This window comes from Nonomuraea sp. NPDC050227 (assembly GCF_044459705.1).
Taxonomy (GTDB): Bacteria; Actinomycetota; Actinomycetes; order Streptosporangiales; family Streptosporangiaceae; genus Nonomuraea.
Window position 1 is genome coordinate 268999 of sequence record NZ_JBITJF010000005.1, and the last position, 14833, is coordinate 283831.

Here is a 14833-nt window from a genome sequence, read left to right on the forward strand (position 1 = left end):
GCTAACCGAACCATGTTCTGGGCGGGGCTGGCAAGCACGTCAGCGGGCGGGGTGGCGGTGCACGTACGCGGGGGTCAGCTCGCAGGTGTCGTAGTAGCGGTGGAAGACCGGGGTCGCGCCGCCCGACAGCGGCGGCACGATCCACGACCAGTCGGCCGGGCAGCGCCGTCCGGCGCGCTCCTCGCGTTCCAGGTGGGTCAGGAAGCGCCGGGACTCGGTGTGGTGGTCGGTGATCGTCACCCCCGCCCGTTCGAACGAGTGCAGCACCGCCACGTTGAGCTCGACCAGCGCGTGGTCGCGCCAGAGCGAGCGCTCGGTGGAGGTGTCCAGGCCGAGGTGCTTGGCCACCTCGGGGAGCAGGTCGTACCGGTCGGAGTCGGCCAGGTTGCGCGCCCCGATCTCGGTGCCCATGTACCAGCCGTTGAACGGCGCGCACGGGTAGCAGACGCCTCCGATCTCCAGGCACATGTCCGAGATGACCGGCACGGCGTGCCAGCGCAGCCCCAGCTCCGCGAACCACGCGTACTCCGGATGCAGCAGCGGCACCTCCAGCACGGCGTCGCCCGGCAGGTTGCACACCAGCGGGTCGCCGAGCCCGGCCCGCACGACCAGCGGCAGCACGTCGAACCGGCCCGGCCCGGCGCGCCAGCCCAGTTCCTTGGCCAGGTCGGTGAGCTCGGCGTTGCGCGGGTCGCCGAGGACGCCGCCGCCGTTCAGCCGGTGCCCGGCGTAGCGGACGAGCTGGTCGTTGAGCACCCTTGGGCCCGGCATGGCCGGGGTGTCCGGGGCGAAGACGGTGACGGTGGGCCTGATGCGCCCCTCCCCCGTCGCCTCGCGCAGGTGCGCCACGCACTCCACCGCCACGCCCTCGGCCGTCGTCACCTCCCGCCGGTCGCGCACCTTCAGCGAACGCCAGTACAGGCGTCCGATGCACCGGCCGCTGTTGCGCCAGGCGACCCGGGCGCCGAACTCCAGCTCCTCGAAGGTGTGGACGTAGGTGCCGTGGCGGGCGACGTCTCTGGCGACGTCGCGCAGCCGGGCGGCCAGGCCGCCGGCGGAGGGGTTCTCGGCGTGGAAGAGCCTGATGAATCGCTCCGCCTCGCGGAGGTCCGTGGTGCGCTCGAACAGCGCGTGCACGGCATGCACATCGAAGGGACGCAGTGACCTGATCCAGGTACGCACGCGGCAACCAACATTTCGCTCAGCGGAGCGCCCCGCCGATTCCGGGTCGGCGGCACGTCCTGCCGGCGGCGCCCTCTCCACGCCCCCGTCACGACTTCCCGCGGCTGCCGGCCACACCCGACCGGCTCCCCCATCTTGCCGCCGCGAACGCCCGTTGTCCCGCGTAACGCCAAAATCGGTAACTCACCCACTACAACGCGTGAATCCCTCTCTATTCAGGACATGCCCGCGTCGGCCTCGCGGCGATGCGCCCTGATCGCTCAGGGCTTCGTATCCTCGGCGATCCGCGACTCCTCGAGCGCGCCGGAAATCCGCTGCGTCAGTTCCGCACTTCCTCGCCCGAGAGGCCGCGCGGATTCGTCTCCGGCCCCATGGGTGGCGGCGTCTACGCTCCCTGTTCATGAACAACGATGAGACCTGCACTGTACGGCTGACCGTCGATGTCTCTGACTGCGGCATCGCCGGTCTGCAGGACAGGGACCTCGAAGGATATGCAGACACACCAGCCCAGTCCGTTGGTTTCATCGAGGTCGAGCAGGGCTGGGTCACCCTTCACATCACCCATCAGTGCGGGCCCGCCGACTTCACCGTGACCATCGCCGACCAGGACCCCGGGGCTGATCTTGCCACCTATGAGGACATCGTAGAGATCGGCTATGTGTCCATGTCAGGCGAGGCAGAGATGAGCGGATTCACCCACGACAACGCTGTGATGCATCCGCTCCCTCCGCTTCCGGCCGGGCCTGGGACCTACCGCCTTCGATACCACGTCAAGAACATGGATTGGGAAGGCGCGAGGGCTGACGGCGTCGATGACCACTACCTTCAGATATGGCCCGCCCCCCTTCAGGAACCCGTTGTCGTCAAGGCCACGAGTGAAGCGTCTGAGTACTTTCTGAATCGAGAGAAGTTCGAACGCGATCGTGGATTGTAGGCATGCGCCAGGCACATCCTCCTGGCCTGCCCGTCCGCCGTCACTCACCCGTAGGGGTAGCAGGCCGGCCCGACACCGGGCCGATGGTCAGGGTGAAGGGGCGGAGGTCTGCGCCACGACACCGGCAGGATCGCCCCGCCGGTAAGCAGCGTGCACAGGCCGCCAGAGTGCTTCCCGAAGGCGGGCAGCGGCGACCGCTGGAAGGTGCGGAAACTCCGGAATTCCTTTGTGACGATCCGGAGCGACGGGACGTCTCCGTGGAACGTATCGCCGAGCTCGCCGGTCACCACCACACAGACCGTCTATCGGCACCAGATCGAACCCGTCATCGTCCACGGGGCGGAAACCATGGACGCGGTCTTCGGGACCGACGAGCCGACCAGGCAGTGGCTCCCCTACTGGCTCCCGAAACGACTCAGGCCCTCTCATCTGTCTCCAGAGAGAGGGCCTGAGCTTTGCGATCCTTGGCTGAGCCAAGCTCCCGCGATAGGACTCGAACCTATAACCTGCCGGTTAACAGCCGGCTGCTCTGCCGTTGAGCTACGCGGGATCGAACGTTCGCCCTGCTGGTCGGGCTTGTTGGGCCCTTCCGTCGTGCGCAGGAATAGATTAGCGCACTCTTGGAGTGCGTGTCGCATCGCAACTGGGGTAGGCCGGGAGACAGCGGAGGTGCAAGATGCGTTATCGGATGACATTCGCGGTCGGTCTGGCTGTCGGTTACGTGCTCGGCAGCAGGGCGGGCCGCGAGCGCTACGAACAGATCAAGCGGGCGGCCCAGCGGGTGGCCGACAGCCCGAGGGTCCAGGAGGCCGCGGGGGTGGTCGGCGCGCAGGCGTCGAGGCTGGCCGGGGCGGCCAGGGAGAAGGTGGGCGGGACGCTTCAGGAGAAGATCCCGTTCCTCGGCTCCGACGGCCACCACAGGTCCGGCAGCGGCTGGCCCGAGGAGGAGGATCTCGCGGAACGGAAGTCCCGCGAGACCGGCATTCCCTACTGACGGCCCGGTCCGAGATCCGGCCCCGAGATCCGGCGCGGCACGGACGTGTGATCCCTCACACGCCCATGCTGCGCCGGACGCCTTCCAGAGCCTGTTCGGCCTGCGCGCGCAGGCCCGGGTCCGTCGGATCGAGCCCGTCGTCGAAGACGAGCGTCCAGCCCAGCACCTCGCCGCCCGGCGGACGCCTGGCCACCAGCCGGACGCCGCCGCGCCCCGGCAGGCTGACGCGCTTGTTGACCACGATGGTGGAGTTCACCCGCTCGCGCACGGTCTCGGGCACCATCCGCGGTTCGGCGACGCGCTCGAAGTGACGGACGCCGCCGGTGGTGACGACCCGCAGCCCCTCGTCGTCCCAGGACGCCTTGTCGATCTCCTCGTACGGCACCCGCGTCCCGTCCGACAGGAACAGGGCGAGGTTGGTGGCCACCAGGTGACCGTCGGCGGTCTCGGTGAACGTCAGCACCCGCTCCCCCGGCCGGGTGTCCAGGGATCGGCGCACGTCGGCGGGCAGGCGGCGAAGAATGCTCATATCTCCACGGTATCGGCGAGCAGGTCGAGGGTGAGCGCCGCGCTCCAGGAGAAGTCCCTGCACCCGCGCCCGCTGCCGTCGAAGGGGTCGAAGCACTCGCGGAACCCGGCCTGCCGGACCAGCCGCAGGGTGCCGTTGGCGAGCTGCCGGCCGAGCTGGTCGAGCGAGTGGACGGCGGCGGCCCGGCGTAACAGCCAGTTGGTGTTCACCCAGGACGGCCCGCGCCAGTAGCGTGTGCGGTCGAACTGGGCGGCGCGGATCTCGCAGCTCGGCACCGGGTAGCCGGTCGCGCCCATGAACCGGGCCGACTCCAGCACCTCGACGCAGGCGTGCAGGTGGTCGCTGGGCAGCCCGGGATCGAGCAGCGGCCCGAACGCGCCCACCGTGCAGACCTTGATCAGCCGGCCGGAGCGCAGGTCAAGGGGGTAGAAGCAGCCGTCCCAGAGGCGGTCGAGCATGGCCTGCCTGATGCGTTCGGCCTGTTCGGCGTGGGGTGCGGGGTCGGCCCCGGCCACCGGCGCCAGCTCGGCCAGCGCCTGGCAGGAGGCGAGCCAGATGCCGTTGAACATCGGGTCCTCGACCGCGAAGGGGTGCTCGTCGCGCAGGTACTCGGGCCGGTAGCCGGCGTCGCGGTACCGCATGGCCAGCCAGACGTAGCGGTCGTGGTCGCTGTCGGGGTGGCGGTCGGCCAGCTGCACGTTGCGGTAGCCGTAGCCGATGGCGGGCAGCGCGGCGAGCGGCTGGTCCCAGGCCGGGCTGTCGTCCATGCCCGACTCCCAGGGATGGACGATCGCCGCCAGTCCGGCGCCGCCGAGGTCGCGGGCCGAGGCCAGGTAGTGGTGCTGGGCGACGAGCAGCGGGAACGTCCGCCGGACGAACGCGACGTCGCCGGTGTGCCGGTAGAGCCACCGCAGCGCCAGCGCCTGCAGCGGCGGGGAGGTGAGTCCGGAGGTGTAGACCCGGGGCGCGGAGGCGTGCTCCTGCGAGCGCCAGACCGACGGCCCGGGGAAGTACGCCTCGCGGGTGTGGAAGACGATGTGGGGCACCATGCCGGTCGCCCACTGGCCGCTCAGCAGGCTGAGCAGCTCCTCCCGGGCGCGCTCCGGACGGTGCCTGGCCAGGCCGATGACGACGAACGCGGAGTCCCAGCTCCACTGGTGCGGGTAGAGACCCGGCGCGGGCACGGTGCCGCTGCCCGTCCAGTTCGCCTCGAGCACGGCCAGGGCCTCGCGCCCGAGCGCGGCATCGTCAACCGCCGGCCGCGCCTCCATTCACTCACTATGCCTTGGGAAGCGGGCGGAAGCTACGGCCTCTTGGCCCACTTCGCGACGAACGTGACACCGAGGACGACGGCGCCGATGATGAGAGCCCACTTGAGAAGCGTGAAGACGAAACCCACGAGCGGGCCGACGAGAAGCAGTGCGACGATGATCGCGGCGATGATCAGAAGGATGCGTGCCATGTCTCCACCGTAGGAGATCCGTTAAGCCGTTTGCAGGTGACCGAGGGTTGAATCAGGGACAAGTCAGGGTCACCCCTACCCTTTGGAACCAACCGGTCAAGACTCCCGTTGAGCCGGTAGGACACGGGGCATCGGGGGCCCTCTTCACGGGGAGCGTGATGAGTCTGGGACCACCCATGAGCAGGGAAGGCGCCGAGTACGCGCTGCGCGCTCGGGCCGACGAACGCGACCGGATCTCCGGCGACCTGCTCGATCTCGAATCCCACACCACGTACCAGCTGCTCAAGGGCGCGACGCTGGACGGGGTGACGCGGCAGCGCTGGGCCGCCGTCCAGGCCGCGCTGACCCGGCTGTGGCTGCTGAACGACGCCTACCGGGCCGTGCTGCGCGACGCCGAGCAGGTCAGGGCCGCGCGCGCGAAACTCGGGGCCGAGCAGCTCGACGAGCTGACCCGGCTGCTGTCGGGCACGTCCGTCGTGCTGCGGGCCGCGGCCAAGCCCGTCGAGCAGCGCTCGCTGCTGCCCGAGGCCGACGAGCGGCTGACCCTCGACGAGACCGTCGCCCGCATGGACGGTGCCTTCCGCGAGGTCACCTCGGCGCTCAACGACATCGACGCCGTGTGGAACGCCGTCCTGCCCCGGCTCGACGACGCCGACCGCGTCCTGCGCGAGATCCGCGACCTGGAGCGGGAGCTGGGCGAGAGCGCCGGCCTGGAGGCGCAGGAGGCGGAGCTGCGGCGGATGCGCGCGGCCCTGCTCGCCGACCCGCTCGGCGCGGGCGTCGGCCCCGACCTCGGCGGGGTCGCCCGCGTGCTGGCCGAGGCCCGCGCGGAGATCGACCAGGCGATCGTGGTCAAACGCGAGTACGCCAGGCGCCGCGAGGACCTGGTGGCCGCCCTCGACCGGGTACGCGCGGCCGAGAGCGAGGCCAGGCTGGCCCACGGCGCGGTCGTGGTCAAGATCGCCCTGCCGCCGCAGGCCCGCCCGCGCAGCCGGGTCGAGGAGCTGACCGGCGAGCTGGCCGCGCTCGACGCCTCGGCCGACACCTGGGTGGTGCGGGCCAGGCGGCTGGCGAGCGTGGAGAGCGAGGCGGAGAAGGCCGCCGACCGGGCGCGGGCCACCGCCAAGGCCCTGTACGGCCTGGTCGGCAGGCGCGACGAGTTACGCGGCCGGCTCGGCGCCTGCCAGGCCATGGCGGTGCGCAAGGGCATGGCCGAGGACCCCGACGCCACCGCGTGCTTCGAGCGGGCACGATCCCTGCTGTGGAGCGCTCCCTGCGACCTGACCGAGGCGGCGGCCGCGGTCGACACCTACCAGCGCGCGATACACGGAGGTAAGCCATGACCCGCTGCGCGCAGCCGGGCTGCACCGGCACCATCGAGGACGGCTACTGCGACCTGTGCGGCAACGCGGCGGCCGCGCCGCCCCCGGCGGCGGTGTCCGTCCCCCGGCAGGCGTCGGCCCCGGCCTCGGGGACGCCTTCCGGGCCGCTCTCGGGGCCGCTCTCGGGGCCGGTGAACACCCAGCCGGTGAGCCGGTCGCTGACCTCGCCGGTGAGCAGCAGCGGCAGGTCGCGGGCCGGGGTGCTGGGCGGCATCGCCGACCTGCCGTCCGTGCCGTACCGGGATCCGGCGACGGCCGTGATGGCCGATCCGCAGGTGCCGGAGGAGAAGCGGTTCTGCGCCAACCCGGCCTGTGGCGAGCCGGTGGGCCGGTCCCGGCAGGGCCGTCCGGGGCTGACGGAGGGGTTCTGCCCGCACTGCCGCACGCCGTACTCCTTCACCCCGAAGCTGGCCAAGGACGACATGGTGGCCGGGCAGTACCGGGTGCTCGGCTGCCTGGCGCACGGCGGCCTCGGCTGGATCTACCTGGCCGCCGACGAGGCCCTGGACGGCCGCTGGGTCGTGCTCAAGGGCCTGCTCAACACCAACGACGCCGAGGCGCTGGCGGCGGCCGAGGCCGAGCGCAAGTTCCTCACCACGGTCGACCACCCGAACATCGTCAAGATCCTCAACTTCCAGCTCTCCGGCGGCCTCGGCTACATCGTCATGGAGTACGTCGGCGGCCAGTCCCTGCACGAGCTGCGCCGCCAGGGCCCGCTGCCGCTGCGCGAGGCCCTGATCTACGGCCGCGAGATCCTGCACGCGTTCGGCTACCTGCACGAGAACGGCCTGGTCTACTGCGACCTCAAGCCGGCCAACGTGATCCGGGTCGGCCGGCGGCTCAAGCTGATCGACCTGGGCGCCGTCCAGCCGGTCGGCTCGCCGCCCGGCACGTCCTGGGCGACGGTCGGCTACCACGCGCCCGAGCTGGACACCCATCCCTCGTCCGTGGCCTCCGACCTCTACACGGTGGCCAGGACCCTGGCGGTGCTGACGATCCCGTCCTGGAGCCCGGCCAAGGGCGGCGTGGCCAGCCCGCTGCCGCAGGACTGCGGGCACGAGTCGTTCGCGCGGCTGCTGCGCAAGGCCACCGCGCCCAACCCCGCCGACCGGTTCCAGAGCGCGTGGGAGATGGAGGAGCAGCTCGTCGGGGTGCTGCGGGAGATCAGCGCGGCCGAGGAGGGCGTGCCGTTCCCGGCGCCCTCGACCCTGTTCGGGCCCGAGCGCTCGGCCGTGTGGACGGCGCTGTCGGACTCCCGCCAGGAGGTGTTCGGGCCGCTCGACCCGGCCGCGGTCGCGGTCGAGCTGCCGGTGCCGCACGTCGATCCGCTCGACCCGGCGGCGGGCGCGCTGGCGGGCCTGCTCGGGTTCGACGGCAAGGAGCTGTTCGACCAGCTCTCGGCCATGCCGCCGACGCCCGAGACCCGGCTCATGCGCGCCAGGCTGCTGGCCGAGGCGGGCGCCGCCGAGACGCCGGTGGCGCTGTCGGAGCTGGAACAGCAGCTCCCCGGCGACTGGCGGACGACCTGGTACCGCGGCGTGCTCGCACTGGCCACGCGCCAGACGGACACCGCGGTGACGATGTTCGACGCCTGCGTGTCGGCGCTGCCCGGCGAGCTCGCGCCCAAGCTGGCGCTGGCGTTCGCGCTGGAGTGCGCCGGCAGGCAGTCGGCCCACTGGTACAACGCCGTCTGGCGGACCGACCACTCCTACGTCAGCGCCGCGTTCGGGCTGGCCAGGACGGGCCGCGTCAACGTGCTGGACGAGGTGCCGCCCACCTCCAGCTACCGGGTGGCGGCGCAGGTGGCGCTGGCCGCCTCGGTGTTCCGCCGGGCCGACCTGAGCACGGTGTCCGCCCCCGACCTGGTCGGCGCGGCCGGACGGCTGGCCAACCTGGCCGACCTCGACCCGCGCCGCCGCGACCTGCTCACCGCCGAGCTGCTGCGCTGCGCGCTGGCCTGGCTGGACAACAACCCCGCGCCGCCCGGGACGAAGCTGGCCGAGGCCGACTTCACCGAACCGGGGCTGCGCAGGCGGCTGGAGTCGATCTACCGGAAGCTCGCGGTGGCGGCCGGCTCCCGCCATGAACGCCACGCGCTCATCGACGAGGCGAACGCCGTACGACCGAGGACGTGGCTGTGACCGGACCCACCCCCCAGAACTGCCCGATGTGCGCGTCCCCCGTCGTCCAGGGGGACGTCTACTGCGAGCGGTGCGGGCACGCGCTCGGCGCGCCGGTCTGCACCTCCTGCGGCGCGGCCGCGGTGGACGCGGAGGGCTACTGCGAACGTTGCGGCGCCCGCCAGCCCACCGGCCGCGACCACGCCGAGACCGTCCTGGACGGCGGGGCCGCCGCCGTGACCGACAAGGGCCTGCGGCGCGCCCGCAACGAGGACGCCATGGCCCTGCTGACCACCGGCGACGCCGTGATCACGGTCGTGTGCGACGGCGTGGGCAGCTCGCCGCGGGCCGACCAGGCCTCGGCCGCGGCGGTGGAGACCGCGGGCGCCGCCCTGGCCAGGGGGGCCTCTGCGCAGGAGGCGTTCGAGCTGGCCGGGAAGGCGGTGACCGCCCTGGCGACCTCCGTGGACGACGCCCCCGCCTGCACCTACGTCGCCGCGGTCGCCGGCCCCGGCGGGATCACGCTGAGCTGGGCGGGCGACACGCGGGCGTACTGGCTGCCCGGCGAGGCCCCCGGGCAGGGCGTCCTGCTGACCGAGGACGACGTGGTCCCGACCGGCGAGATCACCGCGTGGCTCGGCGCGGATTCCGGCGAGGTGTCGCTGCATGTGCGCACGCTCGCCCCGGGGGCGCCCGGCCTGCTGCTGGTGTGCAGCGACGGGCTGTGGCGCTACCTGGACGGCTACCGGTTCCCGCAGACGGGAACCCCTCTCGACATGGCCCGCGAGATGCTGCGCCACGCACTGGCCTCCGGCGGCCAGGACAACGTGACGATCGTTCTCATCCCCCTAGGAGAAACGCATGGGTGACCAGCCCACGTTCACGCTGAACATCGACCAGAACAAGTACCTGTCCACCGACGCCCGGGAGGTGCACGCGATCCTCACCGTGGCCTCCTCCGGCGGCGGCTTCGCCCAGGCCGCGCCCACCGAGGCGGCCGAGGTCATCATCGTCGACACCTCCGGCTCGATGAGCGGCGGCAAGATCCGCGAGGCCCGGCAGGCCGCGGCGGCGGCCGTGCACGCGCTGCGCGACGGCGTGCACTTCGCGGTGATCGCCGGGACCGAGCGGGCCAAGGTCGTCTACCCCGGCGGCAACGCCAACCTGGTCAGGGCCACGCCCGCCACCCGCGCCGAGGCCGAGCGGGCGATCAGCAGGCTGCTCGCGCACGGCGGCACGGCCATCGGCGAGTGGCTGAAGCTGGCCGGGCACCTGCTGAGCGGGTACCCGAACGCGATCAGGCACGCGCTGCTGATGACCGACGGGCAGAACAACGAGCGCCCCGAGGTGTTCGGGGCCGTGCTGCAGGGGTGGAGCGGCAAGTTCGTCTGCGACAGCCTGGGCGTGGGCGACGACTGGGTGCCCGCCGAGCTGCGGAAGGTCGCCGAGGCGATGCTCGGCTCGTTCGAGTTCGTACGGAACCAGAGCGATCTGGCCGAGTTCTTCCGCCGGGTGACGCAGACGTCGATGAGCAAGACCGTGGCGGACCTGTCGCTGCGGGTGTGGGTGCCGCAGACCGCCAAGCTGAAGTTCGTCAAGCAGGTCTCTCCCACGCTGCTCGACCTGACCGGCAAGCGCACCGACGTCAACCCGCTGACCGGCGACTACCCGACCGGCTCGTGGGGCCAGGAGGAACGCGAGTACCACCTGTGCGTCGAGGTGCCGCCGGGCCAGATCGGCCAGGAGATCAGGGCGGGCTGGGTGAAGCTGGTGCGCCCCGACACCCAGGACGTCGTGGCCAGCGGCAACGTGCTGGCCCAGTGGACCGACGACCTGGCGCAGTCCACCCAGATCAACCGGAAGGTCGCCCACTACACCGGCCAGGCCGAGCTGCACGAGCTCATCCAGGACGGCCTCAGCGCCCGCGCCGCCGGGGACGTGGAGGCCGCCACCGCGCGCCTGGCCAAGGCCAGGGAGCTGGCCGCGGCGTCGGGCCGCGAGGACACCGCCCGGCTGCTGGAGAAGGTCGTGGAGGTCGATCCCGCGACCGGCACGGCACGGTTGCGCAGGAACGTGGACAAGGCCGACGAGATCGAGCTGGACACCGGTTCCGTCCGCACCAGCCGGCTGCGTAAGGGCGAGGGCTGATGGCGACCTGTCCCCAGGGGCACGCCTCCGGCTCCGACGACTACTGCGACGTCTGCGGCGCGCAGATGGCCGGGACGCCCGCCGCGTCCCAGCCCCAGCCGGCGGCGGCCGCCGGCGGGGGTGACGACGCCTGCCCGGTCTGCCAGACGCCGCGCGCCGGGCAGTTCTGCGAGGTGTGCGGCCACGACTTCACCGGCGGCGGGGGCGGCGTCCCGCTCCCGGTGCGAGGGGCGCGGTGGGAGGCGGTCGCCGCCGCCGACCGCACCTACTACGAGAAGGTGGTCGCCGAGGGCGGTCCCGACGCGGCGCGCATGGCCTTCCCGCCGTACTGTCCCGAGCGCTCGTTCGGGCTGGTCGGCGAGCAGGTGCGCATCGGACGGCGCAGCAAGGCCAGGAACCTGGCGCCGGAGATCGACCTGACCGGCCCGCCCGAGGACCCGGGCGTGTCGCACCTGCACGCCGTGCTGCTGGCCCAGCCCGACGGCACCTGGACGCTGGTGGACCCGGGCTCGGCCAACGGCACCCAGGTCAACGGCAGGACCGTGGAGATCAACACGCCCGTCCGGGTCGGTCCGGGCGACCGGATCCACCTGGGCGCCTGGACCGTCATCACCATCAGGGAGGGCACACCGTGACCCTGGTGCAGAACCCGGGCGCCGTCGTCCCGGCGGGCGCCCCCGCCCCCCTGCCGCGCCGCAGCGTGCCCGGCCGCATCCGCGTCATCTCCGGCGTCACCGTGGCGGCGCTCGCGCTGCTGTTCGCGGCGCTCGGGGTGGGCAGCCTGACCGCCGGCGACGGGCTGCAGGTCATCGGCCGCGACGCCGGGCCGCAGGTCGTCGCCACCGCCGGGCTCTACCTGGCGCTCAGCGACATGGACGCCCAGGTCGCCAACGCGCTGGTCATGGGCGACCAGTACGGCCAGCAGCGCCGCCAGGCCGTCGACCGGTACGAGCGGCGGCGCACGGAGGCCAACCAGGCGCTGCTGAAGGCGTTCGAGCTGGCCGGCGACAACGCCGCCGAGCGGCGGACCGTGCAGTCGGTGCTCGACGGCCTCGGCCGCTACGAACGGCTCGCCGGGCAGGCGCTGCTGCTGAACGAGCAGTCCCGGCACGCGCCCGGCGCGCCGCCGGACACCGTCGTGGGCACCTACCGGCAGGCCACCGACCTGATGCGGCTGGTGCTGCTGCCGCAGGCCTACAACCTGACCCTGGAGAGCGGCACGATCGTCCGCCGCACCTACGACGACAAGAACGCCATGGTCCCGCTGCTGCGGTCCGCGGTGCTGCTGGCCGGGCTGCTCGCGCTGGGCTGCCTGATCTGGCTCCAGATCTTCCTGGCCCGGCGGTTCCGCCGGGTGTTCGGCCCGGCGCTGCTGGTCGCCACGCTGGCCACCGTGGTCTCGCTGATCCTCGGCGTGAACGTGCTCGGCCAGGACCAGACGGACCTGCGCACGGCCAAGACACAGGGCTTCGACTCGGTCCTGACGCTGGCCAAGGCCCGCGCGATCAGCAACAGCATGCAGGGCGACCAGAGCCGGTACCTGCTCGACAAGGACCGCGCCGACACCTACGAGCACACGTTCCTGGACAAGTCGCAGACGGTCGTCTACTTCGAGTCGGGCAACCTCACCCAGTACCACGCGAAGGTGGCCGCCGACGCCGGGGCGGCCCGCGGCATGCTGGGGCCCGAGCTGACCGGTCCGGAGGGCACGCGGGTGCTGGACGCGTACCGGGCCTTCCAGCAGGCCGACACCTCCTTCCGGGCGCTGGCGCTGGACGGCAGGACCGCCGAGGCCGTGACCGCCAAGCTCGGGCCGGTCACCGCCGCGTTCGACGCCTACGACCAGGCCCTGGTGGCCCTGGCCGAACGGCACGAGCGCACCTTCGACCAGGCCATCGACGCCGGCGAGAACGCGCTGGACAACCTGTGGCGGCTGCTGCCGTTCGCGATCGCCGGGATCGGGCTGCTGATGATCGCCGGGGTGTGGCCGAGACTCAAGGAGTACCGTTGAAGCGGGCACTGGTAGCGGCCCTGGCCCTGACCGCGGTGGCCGCCGCGGCCTGCGGGACCGGCGGCCGGGAGTCGATCCTCGACAAGGACTCCATCGTCATCGCCGTCCGCCCCGACCTGCCGTCGGTGGGCTTCCGCAAGCCGGACGGCACCTTCGAGGGCTTCGACGTCGACGTCGCGCGGTACGTGGCCAAGCGGCTGGGCAAGGACTTCAAGCTGATCCCCGTGCTGGCAGGCGACCGGGACAAGGTGCTGGTCCAGGGGCGGGCCGACATGGTGGTGGCGACGTACACGATCAGCATGGACCGCAAGGCGAAGGTGCTGTTCGCGGGGCCGTACCACATCTCCTACCAGGACATCCTGACGCGGCCGGACGACAAGGTGGACAACGTCCGGCAGCTGAAGGGCCGCCGGATCTGCGCGGTGGAGGGCTCGAACGCCGCCGAGCGGGTCGTGGAGGAACGCAGCGTGGCGGCCAAGCTGGTGCCGTTCAAGGACTACGCGTCGTGCCTGAGCGCGCTGAAGAACCGGCAGGTGGACGCGGTCACCACCAACGACGTGATCCTGGCCGGCCTGGCCAACCAGGACGGGTCGGGGCTGCGGCTGGCCAACGCCCAGTTCAACGAGCAGCGAAGCGGGGTGGGCCTGCACAAGGACGACGTGCCGGGCTGCGAGGCGGTGAACCGGGCGATCACCGACATGTACCAGGACGGGACCGCGGGCAAGCTGCTGCACAAGTGGTTCGGCAAGGCGGGCCTGGACCTGACCAACATCGCCGTGCCGCAGTTCGAGGGCTGCTCCTGAGCCCGCCGCCCGGCATGCGTTCGAGGGCTGCTCCTGAGCCCGCCGCCCGGCATGCGGACGGGCCCGGCGCGCTCGCCGGGCCCGTCGCGGGGTCGAAGGGTCAGTCCAGGTAGTCTCTGAGCATCTGCGCGCGCGTCGGGTGGCGGAGCTTGGCCAGGGTCTTCGACTCGATCTGCCGGATGCGCTCGCGCGTCACGCCGAACTCCCTGCCCACCTCCTCCAGCGTGCGCGGATGCCCGTCGGCCAGGCCGAAGCGGAGCTGGATGATGCGCTGCTCGCGGTCGGACAGCGTGGCCAGGATGTCGTCGAGCTGGTCCTGCAGCATGATGAAGGCGGCGGCCTCCATGGGCACGACGGCGTCGGCGTCCTCGATGAAGTCACCGAGGTCGGAGTCCTCCTCGCCGATCGGCGACTGCAGGGACACCGGCTCCTGGGCGATGCGCTGGATCTCCACCACGCGGTCGACCGGGAGGTCCATCTCCTTGGCGATCTCCTCGGGGATGGGCTCGCGGCCGAGGTCCTGGTGGAGCTGACGCTGCACTCTGACGAGCTTGTTGATGGTCTCCACCATGTGCACCGGAATGCGGATGGTGCGCGCCTGGTCGGCGATCGCCCGGGTGATCGCCTGCCTGATCCACCAGGTGGCGTAGGTGGAGAACTTGTAGCCCTTCGTGTAGTCGAACTTCTCGACCGCCCGGATGAGCCCGAGGTTGCCTTCCTGGATCAGGTCGAGGAACAGCATGCCGCGGCCCACGTACCGCTTGGCGATCGACACCACGAGCCTGAGGTTGGCCTCGATCAGCCGCTGCTTGGCCCTGGTGCCCTGCCAGACGAGCTCCCTGAACTCCGGGAAGGCCAGACGCGAGACCCCGTTGGCCAGCTTGTCCTCGGCGAACAGGCCGGCTTCGATCGACTTGGCGAGCTCCACCTCCTCCTCGGCGGTCAGCAGGGGGACGCGGCCGATCTCCCGCAGATAGATACGGACGAGATCGCTGGTCGGCGCCCGCTTGCCTACGTCCTCCTCATCGGCGCGGGTGGACTCCTCGTCGCCCTGGGGCTCGAGGACCTCCACGCCGTTCTCTGCGAGCATCCGCACGACGCGTTCCAGCGCGTCGGACGGCAGCTCGGATCGGTCAAGCGCGGCGGCGACGTCATCGACGGTTACGCTTCCGCGCTCCCTTCCCTTCGCGACGAGGTCCGCCACCTGATCTACCGATGGCGGCCCGCTTGGCAGCACCGATGCACCCACGGGAGACAGTCTGCAGTAT

General features: G+C 71.8%; 14 protein-coding genes and 1 tRNA gene. 9 read left to right on the plus strand and 6 right to left on the minus strand.

From position 1 onward, the window contains the following. Window positions 1–39 precede the first annotated feature (39 nt). On the minus strand, window positions 40–1182 hold the full coding sequence (locus tag ACIBK9_RS21520) for a nitric oxide synthase oxygenase (RefSeq protein ID WP_397160559.1): 1143 nt from the start codon (window positions 1180–1182) through the stop codon (window positions 40–42). 400 nt (window positions 1183–1582) lie between these two features. Here ACIBK9_RS21520 and ACIBK9_RS21525 point away from each other — a divergent pair, with 400 nt between their 5' ends. Then, window positions 1583–2116, plus strand: coding sequence for a hypothetical protein (locus ACIBK9_RS21525; RefSeq protein ID WP_397160561.1), 534 nt, complete (start codon window positions 1583–1585; stop codon window positions 2114–2116). Window positions 2117–2594: 478 nt separating this feature from the next. Here the strand turns inward: ACIBK9_RS21525 and ACIBK9_RS21530 are convergent. Next, window positions 2595–2666: transfer RNA gene (locus tag ACIBK9_RS21530), tRNA-Asn, on the minus strand. A gap of 126 nt (window positions 2667–2792) precedes the next feature. On the opposite strand from ACIBK9_RS21530, the gene ACIBK9_RS21535 reads away from it, so the two are divergent. Further along, on the plus strand, window positions 2793–3110 hold the full coding sequence (locus ACIBK9_RS21535; RefSeq protein ID WP_352318894.1) for a YtxH domain-containing protein: 318 nt from the start codon (window positions 2793–2795) through the stop codon (window positions 3108–3110). 55 nt (window positions 3111–3165) lie between these two features. On the opposite strand, the gene ACIBK9_RS21540 is transcribed toward ACIBK9_RS21535, so the two are convergent. From ACIBK9_RS21540 to ACIBK9_RS21550, 3 genes are read right to left on the minus strand one after another with little or no spacing between them, the layout of a single operon-like run. Continuing rightward, the gene (locus ACIBK9_RS21540) at window positions 3166–3639 is read right to left on the minus strand and encodes a hypothetical protein (RefSeq protein ID WP_387672656.1); all 474 of its coding nucleotides are present in this window, start codon (window positions 3637–3639) and stop codon (window positions 3166–3168) included. Further along, window positions 3636–4910, minus strand: a complete 1275-nt coding sequence (locus ACIBK9_RS21545; RefSeq protein ID WP_387672653.1) for an amylo-alpha-1,6-glucosidase — start codon at window positions 4908–4910, stop codon at window positions 3636–3638. The genes ACIBK9_RS21540 and ACIBK9_RS21545 overlap by 4 nt, the downstream gene beginning before the upstream one ends. A gap of 32 nt (window positions 4911–4942) precedes the next feature. Continuing rightward, window positions 4943–5101, minus strand: a complete 159-nt coding sequence (locus ACIBK9_RS21550; RefSeq protein WP_352318900.1) for a hypothetical protein — start codon at window positions 5099–5101, stop codon at window positions 4943–4945. A 176-nt stretch (window positions 5102–5277) separates the two neighbouring features. On the opposite strand from ACIBK9_RS21550, the gene ACIBK9_RS21555 reads away from it, so the two are divergent. Genes ACIBK9_RS21555 through ACIBK9_RS21585 form a run of 7 tightly spaced genes read left to right on the plus strand, consistent with a single transcriptional unit; the run spans window position 5278 to window position 13565 of the window. Then, window positions 5278–6444 carry a hypothetical protein gene (locus tag ACIBK9_RS21555; protein WP_397160564.1) on the plus strand — a complete coding sequence of 389 codons (1167 nt, stop codon included), beginning with the start codon at window positions 5278–5280 and terminating at the stop codon, window positions 6442–6444. Beyond that, window positions 6441–8624: a tetratricopeptide repeat protein gene (locus ACIBK9_RS21560; RefSeq protein ID WP_397160566.1), complete on the plus strand. Its 2184-nt coding sequence runs from the start codon at window positions 6441–6443 to the stop codon at window positions 8622–8624. The genes ACIBK9_RS21555 and ACIBK9_RS21560 overlap by 4 nt, the downstream gene beginning before the upstream one ends. After that, the gene (locus ACIBK9_RS21565) at window positions 8621–9472 is read left to right on the plus strand and encodes a PP2C family serine/threonine-protein phosphatase (protein ID WP_397160568.1); all 852 of its coding nucleotides are present in this window, start codon (window positions 8621–8623) and stop codon (window positions 9470–9472) included. The genes ACIBK9_RS21560 and ACIBK9_RS21565 overlap by 4 nt, the downstream gene beginning before the upstream one ends. Next, window positions 9465–10751 (plus strand): VWA domain-containing protein, encoded by a 1287-nt coding sequence (locus ACIBK9_RS21570; protein ID WP_397160569.1) that lies wholly within the window; start codon window positions 9465–9467, stop codon window positions 10749–10751. The genes ACIBK9_RS21565 and ACIBK9_RS21570 overlap by 8 nt, the downstream gene beginning before the upstream one ends. Further along, window positions 10751–11386, plus strand: coding sequence for an FHA domain-containing protein (locus ACIBK9_RS21575; RefSeq protein WP_387672638.1), 636 nt, complete (start codon window positions 10751–10753; stop codon window positions 11384–11386). The genes ACIBK9_RS21570 and ACIBK9_RS21575 overlap by 1 nt, the downstream gene beginning before the upstream one ends. Next, the gene (locus tag ACIBK9_RS21580; RefSeq protein WP_397160571.1) at window positions 11383–12762 is read left to right on the plus strand and encodes a hypothetical protein; all 1380 of its coding nucleotides are present in this window, start codon (window positions 11383–11385) and stop codon (window positions 12760–12762) included. Before ACIBK9_RS21575 ends, ACIBK9_RS21580 begins: the two co-directional genes overlap by 4 nt. Next, complete coding sequence (locus ACIBK9_RS21585) at window positions 12759–13565, plus strand: transporter substrate-binding domain-containing protein (RefSeq protein WP_397160573.1); 807 nt, start codon at window positions 12759–12761, stop codon at window positions 13563–13565. Before ACIBK9_RS21580 ends, ACIBK9_RS21585 begins: the two co-directional genes overlap by 4 nt. Before the next feature lie 100 nt (window positions 13566–13665). Here ACIBK9_RS21585 and rpoD read toward each other — a convergent pair whose 3' ends face one another. Next, the gene (gene rpoD / locus ACIBK9_RS21590) at window positions 13666–14769 is read right to left on the minus strand and encodes an RNA polymerase sigma factor RpoD (protein ID WP_241563834.1); all 1104 of its coding nucleotides are present in this window, start codon (window positions 14767–14769) and stop codon (window positions 13666–13668) included. Window positions 14770–14833: the final 64 nt, after the last annotated feature.

Coding starts and splice junctions, on each gene's coding strand:
- ACIBK9_RS21535 (WP_352318894.1), top strand. CDS start 2,793: ATGCGTTATCGGATGACATTCGCGGTCGGTCTGGCTGTCGGTTACGTG.
- ACIBK9_RS21575 (WP_387672638.1), top strand. CDS start 10,751: ATGGCGACCTGTCCCCAGGGGCACGCCTCCGGCTCCGACGACTACTGC.
- ACIBK9_RS21560 (WP_397160566.1), top strand. CDS start 6,441: ATGACCCGCTGCGCGCAGCCGGGCTGCACCGGCACCATCGAGGACGGC.
- ACIBK9_RS21545 (WP_387672653.1), bottom strand. CDS start 4,910: ATGGAGGCGCGGCCGGCGGTTGACGATGCCGCGCTCGGGCGCGAGGCC.
- ACIBK9_RS21555 (WP_397160564.1), top strand. CDS start 5,278: ATGAGCAGGGAAGGCGCCGAGTACGCGCTGCGCGCTCGGGCCGACGAA.
- ACIBK9_RS21525 (WP_397160561.1), top strand. CDS start 1,583: ATGAACAACGATGAGACCTGCACTGTACGGCTGACCGTCGATGTCTCT.
- ACIBK9_RS21570 (WP_397160569.1), top strand. CDS start 9,465: ATGGGTGACCAGCCCACGTTCACGCTGAACATCGACCAGAACAAGTAC.
- ACIBK9_RS21550 (WP_352318900.1), bottom strand. CDS start 5,101: ATGGCACGCATCCTTCTGATCATCGCCGCGATCATCGTCGCACTGCTT.
- ACIBK9_RS21540 (WP_387672656.1), bottom strand. CDS start 3,639: ATGAGCATTCTTCGCCGCCTGCCCGCCGACGTGCGCCGATCCCTGGAC.